At 46.2% G+C, this 21,596-nt stretch carries 22 protein-coding genes; 5 read left to right on the plus strand and 17 right to left on the minus strand.

What is annotated here, in order from left to right; all coding sequences use genetic code 11:
- The first annotated feature begins 121 nt into the window (after positions 1–121).
- Positions 122–1,498, plus strand: coding sequence for a nucleotide 5'-monophosphate nucleosidase PpnN (ppnN, locus tag FKN16_RS16090; protein WP_005391372.1), 1,377 nt, complete (start codon positions 122–124; stop codon positions 1,496–1,498).
- 58 nt (positions 1,499–1,556) lie between these two features.
- Complete coding sequence (gene xni, locus FKN16_RS16095) at positions 1,557–2,339, plus strand: flap endonuclease Xni (protein ID WP_005391374.1); 783 nt, start codon at positions 1,557–1,559, stop codon at positions 2,337–2,339.
- A 108-nt stretch (positions 2,340–2,447) separates the two neighbouring features.
- Here the strand turns inward: xni and rlmM are convergent, their stop codons facing one another.
- The 7 genes from rlmM to pomA form a co-directional block, all read right to left on the minus strand.
- Positions 2,448–3,539: a 23S rRNA (cytidine(2498)-2'-O)-methyltransferase RlmM gene (gene rlmM / locus FKN16_RS16100; RefSeq protein ID WP_005391375.1), complete on the minus strand. Its 1,092-nt coding sequence runs from the start codon at positions 3,537–3,539 to the stop codon at positions 2,448–2,450.
- Positions 3,536–3,934 (minus strand): DUF423 domain-containing protein, encoded by a 399-nt coding sequence (locus FKN16_RS16105; RefSeq protein WP_005391376.1) that lies wholly within the window; start codon positions 3,932–3,934, stop codon positions 3,536–3,538. Before FKN16_RS16105 ends, rlmM begins: the two co-directional genes overlap by 4 nt.
- Entirely contained in the window at positions 3,924–4,547 is a 624-nt protein-coding gene (locus FKN16_RS16110) for an alpha/beta fold hydrolase (protein WP_104971354.1), read from the minus strand. The genes FKN16_RS16105 and FKN16_RS16110 overlap by 11 nt, the downstream gene beginning before the upstream one ends.
- Complete coding sequence (locus FKN16_RS16115; protein ID WP_005391378.1) at positions 4,528–5,448, minus strand: transcriptional regulator GcvA; 921 nt, start codon at positions 5,446–5,448, stop codon at positions 4,528–4,530. The genes FKN16_RS16110 and FKN16_RS16115 overlap by 20 nt, the downstream gene beginning before the upstream one ends.
- 511 nt (positions 5,449–5,959) lie before the next feature.
- Positions 5,960–7,408: a tRNA uracil 4-sulfurtransferase ThiI gene (gene thiI, locus FKN16_RS16120; protein ID WP_031780206.1), complete on the minus strand. Its 1,449-nt coding sequence runs from the start codon at positions 7,406–7,408 to the stop codon at positions 5,960–5,962.
- 211 nt (positions 7,409–7,619) lie between these two features.
- Positions 7,620–8,567, minus strand: a complete 948-nt coding sequence (locus FKN16_RS16125) for a flagellar motor protein MotB (protein ID WP_006741833.1) — start codon at positions 8,565–8,567, stop codon at positions 7,620–7,622.
- 14 nt (positions 8,568–8,581) lie between these two features.
- Entirely contained in the window at positions 8,582–9,343 is a 762-nt protein-coding gene (gene pomA, locus FKN16_RS16130; protein WP_005381564.1) for a flagellar motor protein PomA, read from the minus strand.
- Between the two features lie 263 nt (positions 9,344–9,606).
- Here pomA and xseB point away from each other — a divergent pair, with 263 nt between their 5' ends.
- From xseB to dxs, 3 genes are read left to right on the plus strand one after another with little or no spacing between them, the layout of a single operon-like run.
- Positions 9,607–9,849 (plus strand): exodeoxyribonuclease VII small subunit, encoded by a 243-nt coding sequence (xseB, locus tag FKN16_RS16135; RefSeq protein ID WP_005381566.1) that lies wholly within the window; start codon positions 9,607–9,609, stop codon positions 9,847–9,849.
- 21 nt (positions 9,850–9,870) lie between these two features.
- Positions 9,871–10,755: a (2E,6E)-farnesyl diphosphate synthase gene (gene ispA / locus FKN16_RS16140; RefSeq protein WP_005391389.1), complete on the plus strand. Its 885-nt coding sequence runs from the start codon at positions 9,871–9,873 to the stop codon at positions 10,753–10,755.
- Positions 10,756–10,775: 20 nt separating this feature from the next.
- Positions 10,776–12,641 carry a 1-deoxy-D-xylulose-5-phosphate synthase gene (gene dxs / locus FKN16_RS16145; RefSeq protein WP_046874309.1) on the plus strand — a complete coding sequence of 622 codons (1,866 nt, stop codon included), beginning with the start codon at positions 10,776–10,778 and terminating at the stop codon, positions 12,639–12,641.
- Between the two features lie 46 nt (positions 12,642–12,687).
- Here dxs and pgpA read toward each other — a convergent pair whose 3' ends face one another.
- From pgpA to proB, 10 genes are all read right to left on the minus strand, one after another.
- Complete coding sequence (gene pgpA, locus FKN16_RS16150) at positions 12,688–13,194, minus strand: phosphatidylglycerophosphatase A (RefSeq protein ID WP_170903086.1); 507 nt, start codon at positions 13,192–13,194, stop codon at positions 12,688–12,690.
- A 91-nt stretch (positions 13,195–13,285) separates the two neighbouring features.
- The gene (gene thiL, locus FKN16_RS16155; protein ID WP_170903087.1) at positions 13,286–14,251 is read right to left on the minus strand and encodes a thiamine-phosphate kinase; all 966 of its coding nucleotides are present in this window, start codon (positions 14,249–14,251) and stop codon (positions 13,286–13,288) included.
- A 78-nt stretch (positions 14,252–14,329) separates the two neighbouring features.
- On the minus strand, positions 14,330–14,797 hold the full coding sequence (gene nusB, locus FKN16_RS16160; protein WP_005381571.1) for a transcription antitermination factor NusB: 468 nt from the start codon (positions 14,795–14,797) through the stop codon (positions 14,330–14,332).
- The gene (gene ribE, locus FKN16_RS16165) at positions 14,797–15,267 is read right to left on the minus strand and encodes a 6,7-dimethyl-8-ribityllumazine synthase (protein WP_005381572.1); all 471 of its coding nucleotides are present in this window, start codon (positions 15,265–15,267) and stop codon (positions 14,797–14,799) included. The genes nusB and ribE overlap by 1 nt, the downstream gene beginning before the upstream one ends.
- A gap of 169 nt (positions 15,268–15,436) precedes the next feature.
- On the minus strand, positions 15,437–16,546 hold the full coding sequence (ribBA, locus tag FKN16_RS16170) for a bifunctional 3,4-dihydroxy-2-butanone-4-phosphate synthase/GTP cyclohydrolase II (RefSeq protein WP_005381573.1): 1,110 nt from the start codon (positions 16,544–16,546) through the stop codon (positions 15,437–15,439).
- A gap of 173 nt (positions 16,547–16,719) precedes the next feature.
- Positions 16,720–17,373, minus strand: coding sequence for a riboflavin synthase (locus FKN16_RS16175; protein ID WP_005381574.1), 654 nt, complete (start codon positions 17,371–17,373; stop codon positions 16,720–16,722).
- Between the two features lie 8 nt (positions 17,374–17,381).
- Positions 17,382–18,509 (minus strand): bifunctional diaminohydroxyphosphoribosylaminopyrimidine deaminase/5-amino-6-(5-phosphoribosylamino)uracil reductase RibD, encoded by a 1,128-nt coding sequence (gene ribD / locus FKN16_RS16180; RefSeq protein WP_170903088.1) that lies wholly within the window; start codon positions 18,507–18,509, stop codon positions 17,382–17,384.
- Between the two features lie 7 nt (positions 18,510–18,516).
- A complete protein-coding gene (nrdR, locus tag FKN16_RS16185; RefSeq protein ID WP_005381578.1) occupies positions 18,517–18,966 on the minus strand; it encodes a transcriptional regulator NrdR in 450 nt (149 codons plus the stop codon).
- Positions 18,967–19,172: 206 nt separating this feature from the next.
- A complete protein-coding gene (locus FKN16_RS16190; RefSeq protein ID WP_074190968.1) occupies positions 19,173–20,423 on the minus strand; it encodes a glutamate-5-semialdehyde dehydrogenase in 1,251 nt (416 codons plus the stop codon).
- Between the two features lie 17 nt (positions 20,424–20,440).
- Positions 20,441–21,580, minus strand: a complete 1,140-nt coding sequence (proB, locus tag FKN16_RS16195) for a glutamate 5-kinase (protein ID WP_005391413.1) — start codon at positions 21,578–21,580, stop codon at positions 20,441–20,443.
- Between the last annotated feature and the right edge of the window lie 16 nt (positions 21,581–21,596).

Below are 21,596 nucleotides of genomic sequence, written 5' to 3' on the forward strand. Positions count from 1 at the left end.
TTGCTTGGGAGTCAATAACCATAAAACCAAATCGGCCAACAACCTTTCATCAAACCATACGTATAACCCAAAAAGGTGAGTTGGTACTTTCCCTCAAAATAATGCAACACAAGGAGGCGTTATGATTACCCATATAAGCCCCGCTGGTAGCATGGACTTGCTATCTCAATTAGAAGTAGAGCGCTTAAAAAACACGGCCTCGAGTGAACTTTATCAACTGTACCGCAACTGCACGTTAGCGGTGTTGAACTCCGGCAGTCATACCGATAACTCGAAAGAGCTGCTCGATAAACACCAGTCGTTTGATGTCAACGTAGTGCGCCGCGAACGTGGTATTAAGCTTGAGCTGACTAACCCACCTGAACACGCCTTTGTCGATGGCGAGATAATTAAAGGTATCCAAGAGCATCTGTTCTCCGTGTTACGCGATATCGTTTATGTCAATATGCATTTAGCAGACGCACAACGACTCAACCTGACGAACCCAATTCACATCACTAACCTCGTGTTCGGTATTCTGCGTAATGCCAGAGCACTCACACCAGGTATCGAGCCAAACCTCGTCGTGTGTTGGGGTGGTCACTCTATCAATGGCGTGGAATATCAATACACACGTGAAGTCGGTAACGAGCTTGGCTTGCGTGAACTTAATATCTGCACGGGTTGTGGCCCTGGTGCGATGGAAGGGCCAATGAAAGGTGCCGCTATCGGACATGCGAAGCAGCGTTATACTCAGCAACGTTATCTTGGTTTAACCGAGCCTTCGATTATTGCAGCCGAGCCACCAAACCCAATCGTGAATGAGCTGGTTATCATGCCGGACATCGAAAAGCGTTTGGAAGCCTTTGTACGTATGGCGCATGGCATTGTGATTTTCCCTGGTGGTCCGGGCACTGCAGAAGAGTTGCTGTATATTCTTGGCATTATGATGCACCCAGACAACGCCGATCAGCCAATGCCTATCGTGTTAACAGGACCAAAAGAGAGTGAAGAGTACTTCCGCTCTATCGACGAGTTTGTTCGCGATACACTTGGCGAAGAAGGTCAAAAGCATTACGAGATCGTCATTGACGATCCGGCAGAAGTGGCACGCATCATGAAGCGCTCCATGGACTCTGTACGCCTTCACCGAAAAGAAAAAGGCGATGCTTATAGCTTTAACTGGTCATTAAAAATCGAGCCTAACTTCCAGTTACCATTCGATCCAACTCATGAGTCGATGGAGCAATTGGATTTAAGCTTAGATCAAGAACCTCAAGTCTTAGCGGCCAACCTGCGTCAAGCTTTCTCCGGTATCGTGGCTGGTAACGTAAAAGCCGAAGGCATTCGAGAAATCGAACGTCGAGGCCCTTTCACCATTCACGGTGATCCTGTGCTAATGAAAAAGCTCGATAAGTTACTACAAGACTTTGTCGAACAACACCGAATGAAATTGCCTGGCGGTTCAGACTACGAACCGTGTTATCGTATCGCTCACCCAGAAATTGGTGGTCGATAGTCAGGCTAGCATTCGTTACACTAGGGGCATTACGCCCCTTTTTTATTGCTAAGTCATTATGTCTATTCACCTTGTTATTATTGATGCCCTAAACCTGATCCGCCGTGTGCACTCTGCACAACCGGATCCAACCGATATAGCAAGAACCATCACCACGACACAAAGAACCCTCACTCGCATTCTGTCAGAAGCCAACCCGACACACATCATCGCGGTTTTCGATCACCATGAACAAGACAGAGGATGGCGAGCAGAGATTCTCCCAGACTATAAGCAAAATCGAAAACCAATGCCGGAACCACTGATGCAAGGTCTAGATGCGATTCAGCAAGCATGGTGGGAACAAGGTATTGATTCATTGCTTTCTGAAGGCGATGAAGCGGACGACTTGGTTGCTACTCTCGCGACGAAAGTGGCCAGTCATGGTGAAAAGGTCACCATCGTTTCTACGGATAAAGGCTACTGTCAGCTGCTTTCTCCTACCCTACAGATCCGTGATTACTTCCAACATCGTTGGTTAGATGAACCGTTTATCGAAAAAGAGTTCGGCGTAAAACCGAGCCAACTGGCCGATTATTGGGGGTTAACGGGGATCAGCTCTAGCCAAGTGCCAGGGGTTCCGGGCATTGGACCGAAAGCGGCGAAAGAGATTCTTACTCAGTTTGAGAATATTGAAGCAGCCTACGCCAGTGAAGACCTCGCACCGAAATACCGTAAAAAATTAGACGAGCACATTGAGTCTGCACGCCTATGTAAACGCGTCGCGGCTTTAAAGTGCGACATTGAACTCGGCTTTAACTTACAGGACATTCGCTTTACAGGACCAAATAAAGCGGAATAGTGTCTGATGATGGTTTCAAACCATAAAGCTCTCAGACAATAAAAAAGCGCCATTTGAAGGCGCTTTTTTCTATTCTCGGGACTATCCCCAAATGACTCGGAGATAGAATTAGTACGGCGAAATGTTCGATAGACACTGGATATGAATCGTGATTTCTTCACGATCATGATACAAATGCTTAGCTTGTAGTCTGAACTTTACCTTATTATCAATCAGGAACTGCTTCAGGTTTTCAAGGTCTTGCAGCACCTCGTCATAGCGGCCTTTCATTGGCAGCTTAAGGTTAAAGATTGCCTCTTTCGCCCAACCTTTTAACAGCCACTGGCCCATAAGGTGAGCAACACGAGCTGGCTTTTCTACCATGTCACAAACAATCCATGTTACGTTCTTACGGTCTGGTTCGAATTTAAAACCATCCACCATATGATGCTTGATCTGGCCGGTTTCCATCAAGCTGTCTGCCATCATGCCGTTATCGACACAGTGAACGAACATCGAGCGCTTCACCAATTGGTACGTCCAACCGCCTGGACATGCCCCTAAATCGACCCCCCACATTCCTGGAGCCAAACGCTCATCCCACTCTTCACGTGGAATAAAGACGTGAAATGCTTCTTCCAGTTTTAGCGTTGAACGACTTGGGGCGTCTGCTGGGAACTTAAGGCGAGGAATACCCATGAAGAACTGAGAGTTATTGTCAGTGTAAGAATAACCGACATAACAGTGGCCAGGCTCCACAAAACAAATGTGCAGTACTGGCTTCTTCGCGTTGTCTTTGTTCAACATTAAACCTTTACCGCGCAACGCTTGACGCATTGGGACAGTAAATTTACGGCAGAATTTCAGTAGCTCTTTCGCTTCATTCGTATCCGGAGTTTCAATTCTCAAATCCCCACAGCGAGGAAACGCTTCAATGTCTGCTAGCTCATTCAAAATTGGGCTAATGCGGTCATCACTTGGCAGCGATTGAAACTCAGCCGCTACCGCAAACATTTGGCGAGCGAAGATTAACGACTTAAAGTCCAAACCTCTCGCAAGTTTGTCCGCATCTCCATCTTGGTAACACTCGAAGACAACATAACCTGAGTTTCTCTTCACACGAGGGAAGCCATACACTTCCAACTGTGTCGCTTTGTCCTGAATTTCACCAGCACACTCTTTCTCAAAGCCAGAACGGCAATAGAGCATTAGTTGTTTCACTTGGAGACCTCTTTGATATTGAACGCAGCAAAAAAGAACAGACACCAACCAATCATGAACAGCAATCCTCCCATTGGAGTAATCGGGCCAAACCACTTAATGCCTGTCAGCGCCAGTGCGTAAAGACTGCCGCTAAAACAAAAGATGCCGATGATAAAGCAAATCGCTGCAATGAAAAAATATTTTTGTGCTTTTTGTCCCAAATTCAATAGCAATAAAACCGCACAAAACACAATCGCCAGCGTGTGAATAAATTGGTACAACACTCCGGTCTCAAATACGCCAAGCAAATACGGAGCCAGCTGAGCTTTTAGCCCATGTGCAGCAAAGGCACCTAGAGCGACAGAAACCAGCCCAGACAGACCAGAAAATGAGAGTAACCACTTACTTTTCACGGTACACCCCTTTGATAAACGCCGCTAACTGCTCTACCGCGAGCTCGATGTTACCCGCCTCGGTATGGCCTGAGCTCTTGCGCGGTTTAAAGCTGTGGTCACCATCGGGTAAAAAACTCACCTTAACTTGCGATGAAAGGACAAAGTCATCGAACTCCTCACGCTTACCAAAGGTGTCTCGCTCCCCTTGTAGAATCAGCGTAGGTTTCTCAATAGTTGCTAAGTGCTCGCCTTTGTATTTCTCTGGTTTTCCCGGTGGGTGAAATGGAAACCCTAAACAGGCAATGCCCGCCACCAGCTCATTTTCAGCCAGTAAACTCGACATGCGACCACCCATTGACTTGCCACCAATGACAATAGGTTGAGAGGTAAAGTGAGCAATCACTTCTTCATAGGCTTCCAACAGTTTTGGCGCACGATCTGGTGGGCGCTTTTTCCCATCTTCCGCTCGCTTAATCATATACGGGAAGTTAAATCGCACCACGCGAATTCCTTGCTCAACTAATCCTTTGGCAACGGCGGTCATGAAATCATGTTCCATCCCCGCTCCAGCGCCATGGGCAAAGATAAATAGAGGACCGCTCTCAGGTCCCTCAACTATCCATTGGCTCATCTAATACTTCCTCTTGCTCTTTTCTCGCGGTCGCTAACATCCAGTCTCTAAACGTTGCGATTCGGCCCATATCTGCCTGCTGTTCATGACACACCACGTAGAATGCATTCTTGGAGATCAACACCTCGTCGAATGGCGCGATGAGTCGTCCAGCTTCCATTTCTGGCTTGGCGAGTACGTTGTTACCAAGCGCGACCCCCTGACCATGCGCAGCAGCCTGTAGCACCATCGTCGAGTGACTGAAAATAGGACCGTGGTTTACATTGATACCTTCGATGTTGTAATGACGAGCAAACTGCTTCCAGTCTTTACGCGAAGTATCATGTAACAAAGTGTGTAATTTGAGGTCACTTAGAGATTCTAATGGTTTGTTGCCTAAAAGTAACGAAGGTGAACAAAGTGGGATCAGAAACTCTTGGTACAATTTATCCGCTCGCAAACCCGGCCAATTCCCACGGCCATAATAGATAGCGACATCTACATCATCAGTCAGTGAACCTTCATCCATATCTACAGCTTTAATACGTACATCGATATCTGGCTCTTGAGCATTAAAATCGGCCAAACGAGGCACCAACCATTGGATAGCAAAACTCGGCGGTAGACTGATCGTCAATGCTCCTTTTTCACTACGTTCCAATACCTTATCTGTCGCCTCGGCAATCGAGGTGAAAATATCTTTGATGTCGAGAAAGTAACTTTGCCCTTCTTCTGTCAACAATAGCGAACGATTACGGCGACGAAAGAGCTTCAACGATAAGAACTCTTCGAGTGCTTTAATTTGGTGACTGACTGCGGCTTGAGTAACAAACAACTCTTCTGCCGCTCGCGTAAAACTGAGATGGCGAGCAGCCGCTTCGAAGACTCGAAGCGAATTTAATGGAGGCAATCTGCGAGACATATGGGACCTCAAATAGGATTAGTTTTTTTAATCTGAAACATTATAAAATGTCCGTTGTCGAACAGCCAGATAAATTCTATATTTCACCCCGCAACACGAGCCTGAACGGCTTGATTTCTTTGGAAATCAATTGGCTTCGTTGTTGCGATGTTGTGTTTGCAAACTCGTATTTCGAGTTAGGTAGATTTCTACCATAATGTTTTGTCCACACTCCCTGTGACAAAACATATACTTCCTGTATTTATTTTTGACCTGTCTGTCAAATTTGTTACACCGCCTAAATTAGGCGGTGTTTTTTTATCTATCGAAAATCTCATCCGTATATCTGGCAGCAACATCACTTTATTTCTCTTCTTTCGGATTAATTATCGTTATATCAACACAAAGTGTATGGCTTTGCGATAAGCCTCAACATTATGCTAAGTAATGATTAGCTGTAACGCGATCAAAAACAAAAAAGGCGCAAATTGATGTCTCAATTTGCGCCTTTTAACGTCTTTTTATCAGTCAACTATGGGCGGTAAACTTTTACGTTATTGAAGCCTTGCTCTTGCAAGTAAAGTGCTTGCAGACGGCTCATCACACCACGGTCACAGTACAATAGATATGTCTTAGATTGGTCTAAATCACCAAACTGTGTACCCAACTTGTAGAATGGAATATGTTTCACATCCACACCTTCGATTTCGAGCGGGTTATCGTCTTCCTCTTCAGGACTACGAATATCTAGCACAACCGCGTGCTCCTCTACCGCTTCAACCTGCTCGACTTCTGGTGCAGCTTGCTCAGACTCTTTCGCGATATCACGAATGTCCATCATGCGTGCATCACGAACTACTTGCTCAAGAATGCTAAAGTCAAATTTCTCTTCTTCCGCTTCTAGCTTCGCTTTAATCGCTTTTACTGTCGGCTTCTTAGAAATAACACCACAATACTCTGGCATAGTCTTCGCAAAGTCTTCCGTGCCAATTTCGCGTGCTAGGTTAATGATGTCTTCTTTATCCCAGTTGATAAGTGGGCGCAGAATCAACGTGTCCGTTACGTTATCGATGTGGCGTAGATTGGTTAGCGTTTGGCTCGATACTTGACCTAGCGCTTCACCTGTTACCAATGCTTCGATCTTCATCTTCTGAGCGATCATGCCTGCTGCACGCATGAACATACGCTTCAAGATAACACCCATTTGGCCGTCATCGACTTTCTCTAGGATTTCCGCAACCACAGGTTCGAAATCAACTGAAATGAAACGTACTTTTGCAGAAGAACCGTATTTGTTCCATAGGTAGTGAGAAACCTGCTTAACGCCGATTTCGTGTGCTGGACCACCTAAGTTAAAGAAGCAGTAATGTACTTTTGAGCCACGCTTGATATGAAGGTAGCTAGAAACACCAGAGTCAAAACCACCAGAGATCAAGCTCAACACGTCTTCTTGTGTGCCCAGTGGGAAGCCGCCTAAACCTTTATGACGAGCCAGCACTTGGTTTAGCTTATCATTCGAGACTTCCACCTTGATCGTCACGTCTGGGTTTTGCAGCTTAACTCTTGCGCTCTCAATAGCTTGGTTTAAACCACCGCCGACATAACGCTCTAGTTCGATAGAGGTAAAGTCGTGCTTACCGCGACGCTTCGCACGTACAACAAAGGTTTTATTTTCGAGTGCAGAGCGATTTAGCTCCAGTACTTGTTCGAAGATATCGTGCAAATCTTTAAATTCGGTCTGCTTCACTTCCAGTACGTGGTGAATGCCTGGTGTATGAGTCAAAACCTCAAGAACTTCAGCGTGGAATTCGTTACTCTCAGAGGTCACTTCAATGTGATCACGACGGTTGAATACCGCGACAGATTCCGTGCGGCTCTTAATGATGTTACGAATGTTGCACTCTAAAATCTTTGTGAAGCGCTTACGCACAGATTCACTTTTTACAAAAATTTCTGGATGGGGCTTTACAATAAATTTCATAGTCTAATTCGCAGGTTAGTTTCGCAATCAACAAAGAGTGACACTCAACTTCAATACTTCATACGCAGTAAAACCGCGTTTCAGTCACAAAAAGTAGTCTGAGCTCACTTTTAAGGCGCAAGATTATACACCCAAGCGGATTGGAAAAACAAAAAAAGCGAGCAATCTGCTCGCTTTCTTATCTCTCTACTGACTTAAAACCAAAGTCTAGTTATTGAATTACAGGCACTTCTTCACTGTATAGTGGCTCGCCTTGCATGATGCTGATTTCAACCCGCCGGTTAAGCGCGCGATTTTCATCAGAATCATTCGGCAACAATGGTTCAGTATCTGCCATGCCTCGCACTCTCAAACGTTGATGAGAGAAACCTCTCACCTTCTCCATCTCTTGTGCGACCGATACGGCGCGCTGAGAGGAGAGATCCCAGTTAGAACGATAAAGCTCAGAGTCCAACGGTCGGTTGTCCGTATGACCAGATACTCGCACAATGCCTGGCACGTCTTTTACTAACTCTGCAATTTGTCGAACTAAAGGGCGGAATTTAGGCTGCAAGAAGGCCGAACCTTCAGGGAATGCACCTTTTTCACGCATACGTATAACAATCTGTTGGCCAAGATTTTCAACTTCAATGGCACCTTGTTCAATCTCTCGCTCTAAGGCTTTCTTGATGCTTTCCATCAAGGTTTCCATCTCTTGCGACATCTCTTCAGATTGCTGCTGTTGCATGTCCGCTTCTGCAGATTGATTGTTTTGCGTTGACGTTTCTGGCGACTGGCCCCCCGTTAACTTGCCTTCATCACGCTTTGTGCCACCAGCTCGGTCAGACTCCCCTTCATGAAATTCGAGCGTCTGCTGAGTGATGTCCATGGTTTGCTGCATGATGACATCAATCGGCGTTGGTTCCGGTCGGCCCGGTCGAAACTCTTGAGCAATGATGCTGGTACCTTTGGGAATGTCTTTCACTTCAAGTTGATTTTGTACACCGAAGGCAAATTTCATTGACCCCGCAATCTGTTTGAACTTCAGCACGTCCATCTCAGAAAACGAGAGCAGAAGAACAAAGAAACACATCAGTAGCGACATTAAGTCCGCGAATGTCCCCATCCATAACGGGAGACCGGGTGGCGGACAATCGCATTTGTTATCTTCATCATCCATCACTACTCTCCAAGTTACTCGTCAATCTCAAGGGCACGTTTACCTTCGTTGAGGTAGTTCTTCAAGTAGCTATCAATCACTCGCGGGTTTTGACCATCTTGAATCGCTAATACACCATCCATGATCAAACGGCGGTTTAGCGTTTCTTGGTCACGGCGCAGAGAAAGCTTATCTGCAATAGGGAAAAACACCATGTTGGACAGGATCGCGCCATACAATGTGGTTAAGAGCGCAACCGCCATTGCTGGTCCAATCGCTTTTGGGTCATCCATGTTCGAAAGCATTGCGACTAAGCCAACCAAGGTACCAATCATCCCCATTGCAGGGGCAACGTCACCAAAGGCGCGAAATACGCCAGTGCCTTGAGTATGTCGTTCATCCGTAAGCGCGATGTCTTTTTTTAAGGCTGCTCTTACCACGTCGGCATCATGGCCATCAACAAGCAAATCAATGCCTTTTTGCATAAAAGTGTTATTAATTTCCATCTCTTCAAGAGCAAGAAAACCACCTTTACGTGCTGCATCGGCCATTTCCACAATTTTTGCGATCAAGTCTTCCGGTTCATCCGCTTTAAACATGAAGGCTTTGCCTGCGATCTTTGTTGCACCAAAGAACTGTCCCATTGTGAACTTCATCAGTACTACAAATATTGAGCCACCAACGACAATAAGGATCGACGTGACATCGACAAACATGCCGATGCTGCCACCAAGCACCATCGCCATAATGACGAATGCAAAACCACCAATCAAACCTAATAGGGTTGCTAAATCCACAAAGCACTCCTCACGCTATACTCAAATACTGCCATTGGGCGGATTATTACCTGTATCGACAACTCGCGCAGAATTTTTAGAAAAATCTTAGCTAATGGATCACAAATTAGACTTAACAACCTTAACCAAAATATGGGGTTTCAGCGCTTAGGCTCGTTTAACGCTAATTTTGTGACAATTATATAAGGTTAAATTTGACCAAGTTACTAGGCTAAGGTAACTTTCGTGCATCTTCTCCAAGGCTTGATTAAGGCAGAAAAAAGATGGCGGTCAAGAAACCAGAAAACATGACCTTCGAAGCAACCATTGAAGAGCTTGATAGCTTGGTTGATCAATTAGAAAATGGCGATCTTGCCCTAGATGATGCTCTACGTAAGTTTGAACGAGGCATTGCCTTAGCTCGTGCCGGCCAAACTAAACTTAGCGACGCCGAACAGCGCGTAAGTATTCTTCTCAGCGAAGATGATGAAGCACCACTGAGTGACTTCAAACCAGATTCAGAATAACCATCAGTAGTGAGCAATGTGATGCAACAGACATTGACGTCTTTTCAACAAAGAAACAATCAGCAATTGAACTTGTGGCTCGATCAGCTTCCATATCAAGAGCAGCCATTGATTCAGGCAATGAAATACGGCCTTTTGCTAGGTGGAAAACGCGTTCGCCCTTTTCTTGTTTACATCACAGGTCAAATGCTCGGCTGTAAACCAGAAGACTTAGACACTCCTGCCGCTGCTATCGAATGTATACATGCCTACTCACTCATTCATGATGATCTGCCAGCCATGGACGATGATGAACTGCGTCGAGGTCAACCAACTTGTCACATTAAGTTTGATGAAGCAACCGCAATACTGACAGGTGATGCACTACAAACTCTCGCCTTCACCATTATTGCCGATGGTCAATTAAACCCGGCAGCCGAGACTCAACGCATCAATATGATCAAAGCGTTGGCGCATTCTTCTGGCGCCAACGGCATGTGTGTTGGACAAGCTTTAGATTTAGGCGCAGAAAATCGCCAAGTTTCTCTTGAAGAAATGGAAGAGATACACCGTAAAAAAACCGGAGCTCTGATTGATTGTGCGGTAAAATTAGGTGCATTAGCTGCTGGTGAGAAAGGTATCGAGGTTCTACCTCACTTGGAGCGCTACTCAAAAGCAATTGGTTTGGCGTTTCAGGTTCAAGACGATATTCTTGATATCATCAGTGACACAGAAACACTGGGTAAGCCTCAAGGTTCCGACCAAGGTCTGAATAAGAGCACTTATCCTTCCCTGCTGGGTTTAGAGGGAGCCATAGAGAAAGCTCACACTCTGTTACAGGAAGCACTTCAAGCATTGGAAGCTATCCCATACAATACTCAGTTACTCGAAGAGTTCGCCCGATATGTCATCGAGCGCAAAAATTAACACTATAAGCGCGCATTTATATGACTCTTGATATTTCAAAGTACCCAACACTGGCGTTAGCAAATACACCGGAAGAATTACGTCTCCTTCCGAAAGAAACATTACCAAATCTGTGTGATGAACTGCGAACGTATCTGCTAAATTCAGTGAGCCAATCTAGCGGACACTTAGCGTCTGGCTTAGGCACCGTGGAGCTAACTGTCGCTCTGCATTATGTTTACAACACCCCTATCGACAAATTGATCTGGGATGTTGGTCATCAGGCTTATCCGCATAAAATCCTCACCGGACGTCGCGATAAAATGCCAACAATTCGCCAAAAGGATGGTCTACACCCTTTCCCTTGGCGTGAAGAAAGTGAATATGACACCTTATCTGTCGGCCACTCTTCGACATCGATTAGTGCAGGTCTTGGCATGGCCATCAGCGCACAAAAAGAAGGTAAAGGTCGCAAAATCGTCAGTGTGATTGGTGATGGCGCAATTACAGCAGGCATGGCATTCGAAGCCATGAACCACGCTGGCGACGTTCATCCTGATATGTTGGTGATTTTGAACGACAACGAAATGTCGATTTCAGAAAACGTCGGCGCCCTGAATAACCACCTTGCGAAAGTACTTTCTGGCAGCTTGTACACTTCTATCCGTGAAGGCGGTAAGAAAGTGCTGTCTGGTGTTCCACCTATTAAAGAGTTGGTTCGCCGTACGGAAGAGCACCTAAAAGGCATGGTAGTGCCAGGTACTCTGTTTGAAGAGTTCGGCTTTAATTACATTGGCCCTATTGATGGACACGACGTCAATGAACTCGTCAAAACGCTAAAAAACATGCGTGAGCTCAAAGGCCCTCAATTCCTGCACATCATGACCAAGAAAGGCAAAGGTTATGAGCCTGCCGAGAAAGATCCTATCGGCTACCACGCAGTACCGAAGTTCGCACCGGCAAACAATAGCTTACCGAAGAGCAGTGGCGGTAAGCCAACTTACTCAAAAATCTTTGGTGACTTTTTATGTGACATGGCGGCCCAAGATCCTAAGCTAATGGCAATTACGCCAGCAATGCGCGAAGGCTCTGGTATGGTACGTTTCTCAAAAGAATATCCAGACCAATACTTTGACGTGGCGATTGCTGAGCAACACGCTGTGACACTTGCAACAGGCATGGCAATTGCTGGCGATCATCCAATCGTAGCTATCTATTCGACTTTCTTGCAACGTGGTTATGACCAACTGATCCACGATATCGCGATCATGGATTTACCAGTAATGTTCGCTATCGACCGTGCAGGTCTCGTTGGTGCAGACGGCCAAACTCACCAAGGCGCATTCGATCTAAGCTTTATGCGCTGTATTCCGAACATGGTGATCATGGCGCCAAGTGACGAAAACGAATGTCGACAAATGCTTTACACTGGCCATAAACATACTGGCCCTAGTGCGGTTCGATACCCTCGCGGTAGCGGGATGGGCGTAGAAATCGAAACTGAGTTTACGGCTTTAGAAATCGGTAAAGGACGCATGGTTCGCCAAGGTGAAAAAGTTGCTATTCTGAACTTTGGTACTTTCTTGGGTAACGCGTTAGAAGCGGCAGAATACCTTAACGCCACTGTTGCTGATATGCGCTTTGTGAAGCCGCTCGATGAAGCATTAATTCGTCAATTAGCCGCAGATCATGACGTGCTCGTGACGTTAGAAGAAAATGTTATCGCAGGTGGTGCAGGTGCAGGTGTCGTTGAGTTTATGATGAAAGATAAAATCATTAAGCCAGTCTTAAACCTAGGCTTACCCGATGAGTTTATTCATCAAGGAACACAAGATGAACTGCATGAAGAGCTTGGTCTCGATGCAAAAGGGATTGAAAAATCCATCTTGGATTATTTAGCAAAATAGAATTTAAAAAGGGATGCTCATGGCATCCCTTTTTTATGTCCAGCGTTTAATTCATCCAGCCAGCGTATTTTGCGACTAGAAACAGGGCAACACCGGCCATAATTCCCGCCACGATATCATCAACCATAATACCCAGCCCACCGTGAACTCGCTTATCTAGCCACCCAATTGGCCACGGTTTTACCATGTCGAAAAAACGGAACAAGATGAAGCCAGTGATCAACCACTTCCACTCGGTCAACGGAATATTTAGCGCAGGGACGATGCTCATCGTAATCCAAAAACCCGCAAATTCATCCCATACGATTGAACCATGATCATGTACTTTCATGTCTGCAGACGTCACTTGGCAGATTTGAATACCGATCACACACGAAATCAGAACAACAATGACGTACGCCGAAAATGGCAATTGCGCCAACAACAAAAAAAAGGGCACGGCCGCCAGTGTCCCCATTGTTCCTGGGATAAACGGGGATAATCCACTGCCAAAACCCGTCGCCAATAGATGCCACGGGTTCTTTAATGAAATCAGAGAAAGAGGGTTGGTCATATCCTTAAACCTATACTGCTAGTTTGGTTTCAATCGTCACGCCTGCGAGTTGCTCAATGGTAACAGGCTCTTGGCTAGAGCTTAGCTCAGATCATTTAAAGTGGTCGAAGCCACTTAAGTCCCAATCAAGTGGTTGATTGTTATCATGCAGCTCGAAGGTTCCATTTGGTCGGATTTGACCAATACATGTGACCTTACAGCCAGTATGAGATAAAGCGCTTTGTAACGAGCCTCGATTTTGCTCCGGCACGGTAAAACACAATTCGTACTCTTCGCCACTTGCTAAAGCATACTGCTGCGCGCTGATCTTATCATCTAAAAACTGGACTAATTCTGAAGAGATCGGTAGCTGAGAGACATCAATACTCACCCCAACCTGAGATCGCTGTAAAATGTGCTTAATATCAGAGATTAAACCATCTGAAATATCTATCGCCGAAGAGGCTAAGCCAATCAGAGCTTGTCCAGCAAGCACACGCGGAGAACTGAGGTAATGAGCTCGCTCTAGAGCTTCCGCACCTGCCCTGCTGCGTAGAGAACCATCTAGAATCACATCCAAGCCAGCTTTGGCATCGCCAAGGTTCCCTGTTACGTACACCCAGTCCCCTGGCTTTGCTCCGGAACGTGTGAGTGCTTTACCTTCAGGCACAAAACCTTGCACCGTCAGCGTTAAGCACAAAGGTCCTTTGGTTGTGTCACCGCCAATTAACTGAATACCATAGTAATCAGCCAGTTCGAAAAATGCATCACAGAAAGGTGCAAGCCATTCTTCATCTGGCTCAGGCATCGTTAATGCGAAGCTCACCCACGCAGGCGTTGCGCCCATCGCAGCCAAATCACTGATGTTAGAAGCCAATGCTTTGTGTGCGACCCATGCTGGGTTCGCGTCGGCTAAGAAATGCGTTCCAGCTACCAATGTATCCGTGCTAATCGCAATCTGAACATTAGCTGGCGCTTTGACCAAAGCGCAATCATCACCAGCGGCTAGATGGACATCTTTACGTTGGCCCTGACGACCGACGAAATACTTGTCTATCAGATTAAATTCACCAGACATAATTCACTTACTTTTTGATGTAAAAGCTTTTGATACAAAAAAGGTCAGCATGTGCTGACCTTTTCATTGAAGAAATCGTTATTTCTTACGAATGTGAGGTGCTGCTTTATCAAGTACACCGTTCACAAACTTGTGGCTATCTTCTGCTGCGAAGACTTTTGCAAGTTCAATCGCTTCATTGATAACAACTTTGTAAGGAACATCTTCGCGACGAGTCATCTCGTACATAGCAAGGCGAAGAAGAGCAAGTTCCATCATATCTAAATCCTGCATAGGACGAGAGATGTATGGACGAATTTTGCTATCTAGCTCAGCGTGGCTAAGTACAACACCGCTTAGTAGTTCACGGAAGTAAGCTACGTCTGTTTCTGGAGCAGCAAGCGCTGGCTCAGATGCATGAAGTTCTTCTTCATCGTATTTGTCGCCAGACAAAAACTGTTCTTCAATCTTGGCAACATTCTCTTTAGTAATTTGCCATGAGTAGATCGCCTGTAGAGCGAATTGACGTGCGTTACGACGTGCGGCTGGTTTCACACTGGCCCCCATTAGGAATCAATTTCAGATAGTACATTAATCATTTCAAGTGCGCTTAGTGCAGCCTCTGCACCTTTATTACCAGCCTTGGTTCCTGCGCGTTCAATCGCTTGATCGATCGTATCAACAGTCAAAACACCAAATGCTACTGGAATGCTGAATTCCATAGACACTTGTGCTAGACCTTTGTTCATTTCACTACAAACATAGTCAAAGTGAGGCGTTCCACCGCGAATAACAGACCCTAGAGAAACAATAGCGTCGAATTTGCCAGTTTTAGCAACACGCTGAGCTACTAGAGGTAGTTCTACGGCACCTGGACAACGCACAACCGTGATGTTGTCTTCGCTTACTTGTCCGTGACGCTTTAGTGTATCGATCGCACCAGAAAGTAGGCTTTCGTTAATAAAACTGTTGAAACGAGAAATAACGATAGCAATTTTTGCATTTGGCGCTGGGAAGCCACCCTCGATCACTTTCATAAGCTTTCCTTTAACTCTATTTATAAGTGAAATATGTTCATCAAGTGAGAATCGCCGGATTCTAGCACAAATTTGTGAGCAATATCTAATGGAAATTGGAGGCAAATCACCGGTTCCTAGCCATTGACGAGTTGAGTGCGTAAAAGACTAGGAACTTATTGTTCGGTTGTTACTCGCAGACGTACTCAACAACGTTCAGACCAAAACCACCTAACGCGTGGTACTTTTTGTTGGTCGATGACAAAAGGCGCATATCATGTACACCGAGATCCGCAAGAATCTGTGACCCCACACCAACACGGCGAGACGTGCCTTGTTTCTTAGCAAGCGTTGGTGCTTCACCTTTGTCTTGCGCTTCAAACATCTTCACACGATGAATAAGTAGATCGGTCGATTCTTCATGGCCAAGAACAACCAGCACACCGCCCTCTTCGCCAATGCGTTTCATGGCCTTATCTAGTGTCCAGCTGCGCTCTGCATTACGATCGCTACGTAGTAAGTCGGTAAAAACGTCTTGAAGATGTACGCGAACCAGTGGCGCTTTTTCTTTCAAATCGCCCTTGCACATTGCGTAGTGCACTTGGTTATCAATGGTGTCTTTGTACGTGACTAACGTGAACTCACCAAACTCTGTCGGTAACTTGCACTCAGCCACACGTTCAATCGTTGTCTCAGTGTTATTGCGGTACTCAATTAGGTCGGCAATAGTGCCCAATTTAATACCGTGCTTCTCTGCAAAGATCTCTAGATCTGGGCGACGAGCCATGGTGCCGTCGTCATTTAAGATCTCAACAATCACCGATGCTGGCTCTAAACCAGCAAGACGAGCCAAATCACAGCCAGCTTCAGTGTGACCTGCGCGAGTCAGTACACCGCCGTCTTGAGCTGCGAGCGGGAAGATGTGACCAGGCTGCACCAAATCCGCAGCTTTAGCGTTTGGCGCGACTGCTGCTTGAACGGTACGTGCGCGATCCGCGGCTGAAATACCCGTCGTTACCCCTTCTGCCGCCTCAATAGAAACGGTAAAGTTGGTTGTGTATTGCGCATTATTGTCTTGCACCATTGGTGGCAGACCTAGGCTTTCGCAACGATCTTTGGTCATGGTTAAACAAATCAGGCCACGGCCATAGGTTGCCATAAAGTTGATGGCTTCCGGCGTAATATGCTCGGCAGCCATGATCAAGTCACCTTCATTCTCGCGGTCTTCATCATCCATTAGGATGACCATTTTGCCTGCGCGAATATCATCAATAATTTCTTGTGGCGTACTGATTGGCATAGTCTGTTATCCCGTTATTCTAAATTTGTTATTGCGACAGCAATGAAAAATCACGTTGCAGTGAATGCTAGTTAGGTCAATAGTTTGAGCTTTGCATTAAGCAAGTCAATGAATCTCGCGGTGTTCTGTGAGTCTGCTCTTTATCGCATGCCTCACGCAGCCACTCCTAAGACTTATGCAAAACCGTTTTGCTGTAAAAAGTCCATCGTGATACGAGACTCGGCCTTATCTTCTTGTTGTCCTTGCAGTAAACGCTCCATATAACGCGCAAGTACATCAACTTCTAAGTTGACTTTGCGCCCCACTTGAAACTGGTCAATCGTAGTTTCTTCACTCGTATGAGGAACGATCGTCAGCTTAAAAGCATTTTTACGTAAGTCGTTGACGGTTAGGCTAATACCATCAACAGTAATCGAGCCTTTCTCTGCAACGTACTTGCTAATTTCCGCAGGCATTGCAACCCAAAACTCTATCGCACGGCCAACTGAATTGCGTTCGACAATTTCACCAACCCCATCGACATGGCCAGAAACGATATGTCCACCCAATCTCGTTGTTGGCAACATGGCTTTTTCTAGATTCACCTTATCGCCTACTTGGTATTCAGCAAACCCAGTTTTCTTCAAGGTTTCTAATGACAGATCAGCACTGTAATAGTGGCTTCCGAAGTCAACTACCGTTAAGCAAACACCATTGGTCGCAATGCTATCGCCTAACTTAACGTCTGACATATCAAGCGTACCCGTTTCAACCGTGACGGTGATGTCTTCGCCCTTCGGCGTAATCGCAGCTAACTTGCCAACTGCTTCTACTATTCCTGTAAACATACTATTTCTTATCTAATTTCATTACGTTTTATGGTGGCGGTGATGCGAATGTCTACCCCAACCATACGAACGTCTGTAATGTTTAAATCTATAACGTCAGCCATAGCGCTTAACCCTAAAGCACCGATAAGCCCCCGACCATCGCTGCCCATAAGTTTTGGCGCAAGGTAAACAATGAGCTCATCTACAAGATTAGCCTTTATCATCGCGCTGGCTAGCGTTGCTCCAGCTTCAACCCATAAGTGATTGATGTGGTGCTCATCCGAGATACGTTTTAATGTCGTTGATAAGTCAATTTGGTCAGCTCTGTCCAATAGAGGGATACATTCTCCATCTGGGCTAACAATAACTCGCTCTCCATCGGTGTGGAACAGCTTGAGCGCATCCGTTAAATGGTTCTGACGGTCTAAGATTACACGTACTGGTTGACGAAGTTCTTCTCGTAAATACTGCGCTTGAACACTGGTAGGTAAGTCATCCCAACGCACATTGAGTGAAGCATTATCATCAATCACCGTTTTGCTGGTAGAGAGAATGCCACCACTCATCGCTCGATAACGCTGCACATCTTGGCGGGCCGCTGGGGAGGTGATCCATTGGCTCTGCCCATTGCTGAGTGCGCTTTGCCCATCCAAACTGGCTGCCATTTTTAATTGAACAAACGGCATACCTGTACGCATGTACTTTATAAAACCAGGGTTAAGGGCAAGGGCATCTTGCTCTAACAAGCCGATTTGTACTTCAATTCCGGCATCACGCAACATCTGGATGCCCCGCCCCGCAACTTTAGGGTTTGGGTCTACCATTGCGCAAACCACACGTGCCACTTTGGCTTTGATTAGCCCTTCAGCACATGGCGGTGTACGGCCGTAATGAGAGCAAGGTTCGAGCGTCACATAAGCGGTTGCACCAACTGCTTTTTCACCCGCCATGCGCATCGCGTGCACTTCGGCATGCGGCTCACCAGCGCGGTGGTGATAGCCCTCACCAACAATTTCTTCATCACGAACGATGACGCACCCCACATTTGGATTTGGGGCGGTGGTATAAATGCCACGTCTCGCTAACTTAATAGCTCGTGACATCATGGCGAAATCTAAATCAGAAAACGCTCTTTCAGGAGTGTGTTGAGTCATGAGCTACTCAGTCTTCTAGGCGGGCAATCTCTTCGCCAAACTCGCGAATGTCTTCAAAGCTGCGGTAAACTGAGGCGAAACGGATATAAGCGACCTTGTCGAGCTCTTTGAGTTGGTCCATGACTAAATTACCAATCATTTCACTCGGAACCTCTCGTTCACCCGTCGCACGCAGTTGTGATTTGATCATGCTGATCGCTAACTCTATAGAATCGGCACTCACTGGACGTTTCTCTAATGCGCGCTGAATACCGCCAACCATTTTATCTTCATCAAATGGTTCACGGTTGCCATTCGATTTGATCACTTTAGGCATCACTAACTCTGCGCTTTCAAACGTAGTAAAACGCTCGCTACACGCCAAGCACTGACGGCGACGTCGAACTTGATGGCCATCAGCCACTAAGCGGGAATCAATAACTTTGGTATCGTTCTCGGAACAAAAAGGACAATGCATATCACCTCCATATCTATACCAAAATAACCTCATTAGCAATCACGGATAACCACGCGTTCATGGTTATACGGACTCTATTAAAGCTATTTGGGTATAACGCTTTCAAACCGAAATAAAAGCTCATGTAGTGTAGCGGAATTGGTATGTTAGACAAAACAAAAAGGGGCCCAAAGGCCCCTTTTTCACTCAAGATCTCGTCGAATGTGTTAACTGCGTGCTAAGTAGTTCGCTTTACCAACCCACTTGTAGCTAGTTAGCTCTTCTAAGCCCATCGGACCGCGTGCATGTAGCTTTTGCGTAGATACTGCGACTTCTGCGCCAAGGCCAAATTGCGCACCGTCTGTAAAACGCGTTGAAGCATTCACATAAACCGCCGCCGAACCGACAGAATTGATGAACAGTTCTGAGTTTTCCAAACTATTGGTCATGATCGCATCTGAGTGGCTCGCGTTATGGACACGCATATGATCAATGGCATCTTTCACATCAGACACAACTTTTACACCAAGAGTGTAGCTCAACCATTCCGTATCAAAGTCACCTTCAATAGCATCGCGAACTTGTTTCGCTTGCTCCATGAGTTCTTTTGCTTTTGGCTCTGTCACGAACGTCACTTTATCGTTCATGCGCTCTACGATCATTGGTAGGAATTGCGCTGCAATTTTTTCATGCACGAGCAGCGTATCTAGTGAGTTACATGCTGATGGGCGTTGAACTTTAGAGTTCTCAACCACATTCAGGGATTTCTCTAGATCAGCGGATTCGTCGACAAAGATATGGCTGATACCAAAGCCGCCAATAATCACCGGAATCGTGCTGTTTTCTTTACACATTTTGTGTAGGCCAGCACCACCGCGTGGAATGATCATGTCGACGTAATCGTCCAGTTTAAGCAGTTGAGAGACTAGCTCACGATCTGGCTTTTCAATGTACTGAACCGAAGCGGCAGGAAGGTTCGCCTTTGCTAGCGCAGACTGAATAACCTTTACCAATTCCATATTCGAGAAAAATGTCTCTTTGCCGCCACGCAAAATGCTTGCGTTGCCGGTTTTCAAGCACAGCGCCGCAATATCAATAGTCACGTTAGGACGCGCTTCATAAATTACGCCTACAACACCCAGTGGTACGCGGCGACGAGACAGTGACATCCCATTTTCCAGTACCTTACTGTCGATTTCGCTGCCTACAGGATCGTTCAAGCTAATGACGTTGCGAACATCATTCGCAATTGCAGTCAATCGTTCTTCATTCAGCAAAAGGCGATCAAGCAGTGCATCGGTTAAACCCGCTTCACGGCCAAGTTCGATGTCTTTAGCGTTTGCCGCCAAAATAGCAGCGGAGTTTGCTTCTAGCTCATCAGCGATGATCGCTAAAGCTTGGTTCTTTTGCGCAGTTGACGCTGTCGCTAATTCGAAAGCTGCATCTTTAGCAGCTTTACCCATATTCGTTAAATCCACTTTGCTTCCCTCTAATTCTATTCCTGAATGACGACCAAATCATCGCGATGAATCACCTCAGAGCCATAATCATGCCCCAAAATAGAGATGATATCTTTACTGTGCTTACCAGTAATTTTAGTTAGGTCATCACTTGAGTAGGCGCTGATGCCACGAGCCACCAACTTACCGTGAGAATTTGTTACACGCGCCACTTCGCCTCGTGCAAAGTCACCACTTACTTTGATTACCCCTTTAGCAAGTAGGCTACTGCCCTTACCGACCACAGCATTTACCGCACCGTCATCAATAATGATGTCGCCCGATGCCGCAGGTCCCGCCAGAATCCAGCGTTTACGGTTTTCTAAAGCTTCAGCGCAAGGTAGGAAGCGTGTGCCTTGTGGCTCTGCACTCAAAGAGTCAAAGATAACATTCGGTGCACTACCGGCAGCAATAATAACCTCGATACCAGCGCGGCGAGCGATGTCTGCGGCTTGCAGCTTCGTTGCCATACCGCCAGTACCCAATGTTGTACCACTTCCTCCTGCGATTTTACGCAGCGTATCGTCGATGGTTTTTACTTCCTTGATCAACTCTGCGTTTGGGTCTTTACGAGGGTCAGCAGTAAACAGACCTTTTTGGTCAGTTAAAAGCAAGAGCTTATCTGCGCCACACAAAATGCCCACCAAAGCGGAAAGGTTGTCGTTATCGCCCACTTTAATCTCACTGGTCGCAACGGCATCATTTTCGTTTACGATAGGAATAATATCGTTCGCAACGAGCGCATTGATGGTGTCACGTGCGTTTAAGAATCGCTCGCGATCTTCTAAATCAGCACGAGTTAGTAGCATTTGGCCGATCTTGATGCCGTAAATACCAAACAAAGACTCCCATGTTTGAATCAAGCGACTTTGACCCACCGCCGCAAGTAATTGTTTACTCGCCATCTCGTTGGGCAATGCGGGGTAACCAAGATGCTCACGGCCTGCTGCAATAGCACCAGACGAAACCATTACCACTGAATGGCCTTGTTTTTTAAGCTCAGCACACTGGCGCGCTAACTCAACCATGTGAGCACGGTCGAGTGCCAGAGTGCCGCCTGTCAGCACACTTGTACCCAGTTTCACAACGACAGTTTGTGGTTGTGAAACAACTGCATTTTGTTGATTCGTTGTCATGATGTCTTCTGAAGTG

The organism is Vibrio sp. 11-4(1) (assembly GCF_013048625.1).
Lineage (GTDB): Bacteria > Pseudomonadota > Gammaproteobacteria > Enterobacterales > Vibrionaceae > Vibrio > Vibrio diabolicus.

Coding starts and splice junctions, on each gene's coding strand:
- ppnN (WP_005391372.1), top strand. CDS start 122: ATGATTACCCATATAAGCCCCGCTGGTAGCATGGACTTGCTATCTCAA.
- xni (WP_005391374.1), top strand. CDS start 1,557: ATGTCTATTCACCTTGTTATTATTGATGCCCTAAACCTGATCCGCCGT.
- FKN16_RS16110 (WP_104971354.1), bottom strand. CDS start 4,547: ATGAGCCAATGGATAGTTGAGGGACCTGAGAGCGGTCCTCTATTTATC.
- FKN16_RS16115 (WP_005391378.1), bottom strand. CDS start 5,448: ATGTCTCGCAGATTGCCTCCATTAAATTCGCTTCGAGTCTTCGAAGCG.
- thiI (WP_031780206.1), bottom strand. CDS start 7,408: ATGAAATTTATTGTAAAGCCCCATCCAGAAATTTTTGTAAAAAGTGAA.
- FKN16_RS16125 (WP_006741833.1), bottom strand. CDS start 8,567: ATGGATGATGAAGATAACAAATGCGATTGTCCGCCACCCGGTCTCCCG.
- xseB (WP_005381566.1), top strand. CDS start 9,607: ATGGCGGTCAAGAAACCAGAAAACATGACCTTCGAAGCAACCATTGAA.
- ispA (WP_005391389.1), top strand. CDS start 9,871: ATGCAACAGACATTGACGTCTTTTCAACAAAGAAACAATCAGCAATTG.
- dxs (WP_046874309.1), top strand. CDS start 10,776: ATGACTCTTGATATTTCAAAGTACCCAACACTGGCGTTAGCAAATACA.
- pgpA (WP_170903086.1), bottom strand. CDS start 13,194: ATGACCAACCCTCTTTCTCTGATTTCATTAAAGAACCCGTGGCATCTA.
- thiL (WP_170903087.1), bottom strand. CDS start 14,251: ATGTCTGGTGAATTTAATCTGATAGACAAGTATTTCGTCGGTCGTCAG.
- nusB (WP_005381571.1), bottom strand. CDS start 14,797: ATGGGGGCCAGTGTGAAACCAGCCGCACGTCGTAACGCACGTCAATTC.
- ribE (WP_005381572.1), bottom strand. CDS start 15,267: ATGAAAGTGATCGAGGGTGGCTTCCCAGCGCCAAATGCAAAAATTGCT.
- ribBA (WP_005381573.1), bottom strand. CDS start 16,546: ATGCCAATCAGTACGCCACAAGAAATTATTGATGATATTCGCGCAGGC.
- FKN16_RS16175 (WP_005381574.1), bottom strand. CDS start 17,373: ATGTTTACAGGAATAGTAGAAGCAGTTGGCAAGTTAGCTGCGATTACG.
- ribD (WP_170903088.1), bottom strand. CDS start 18,509: ATGACTCAACACACTCCTGAAAGAGCGTTTTCTGATTTAGATTTCGCC.
- nrdR (WP_005381578.1), bottom strand. CDS start 18,966: ATGCATTGTCCTTTTTGTTCCGAGAACGATACCAAAGTTATTGATTCC.
- proB (WP_005391413.1), bottom strand. CDS start 21,580: ATGACAACGAATCAACAAAATGCAGTTGTTTCACAACCACAAACTGTC.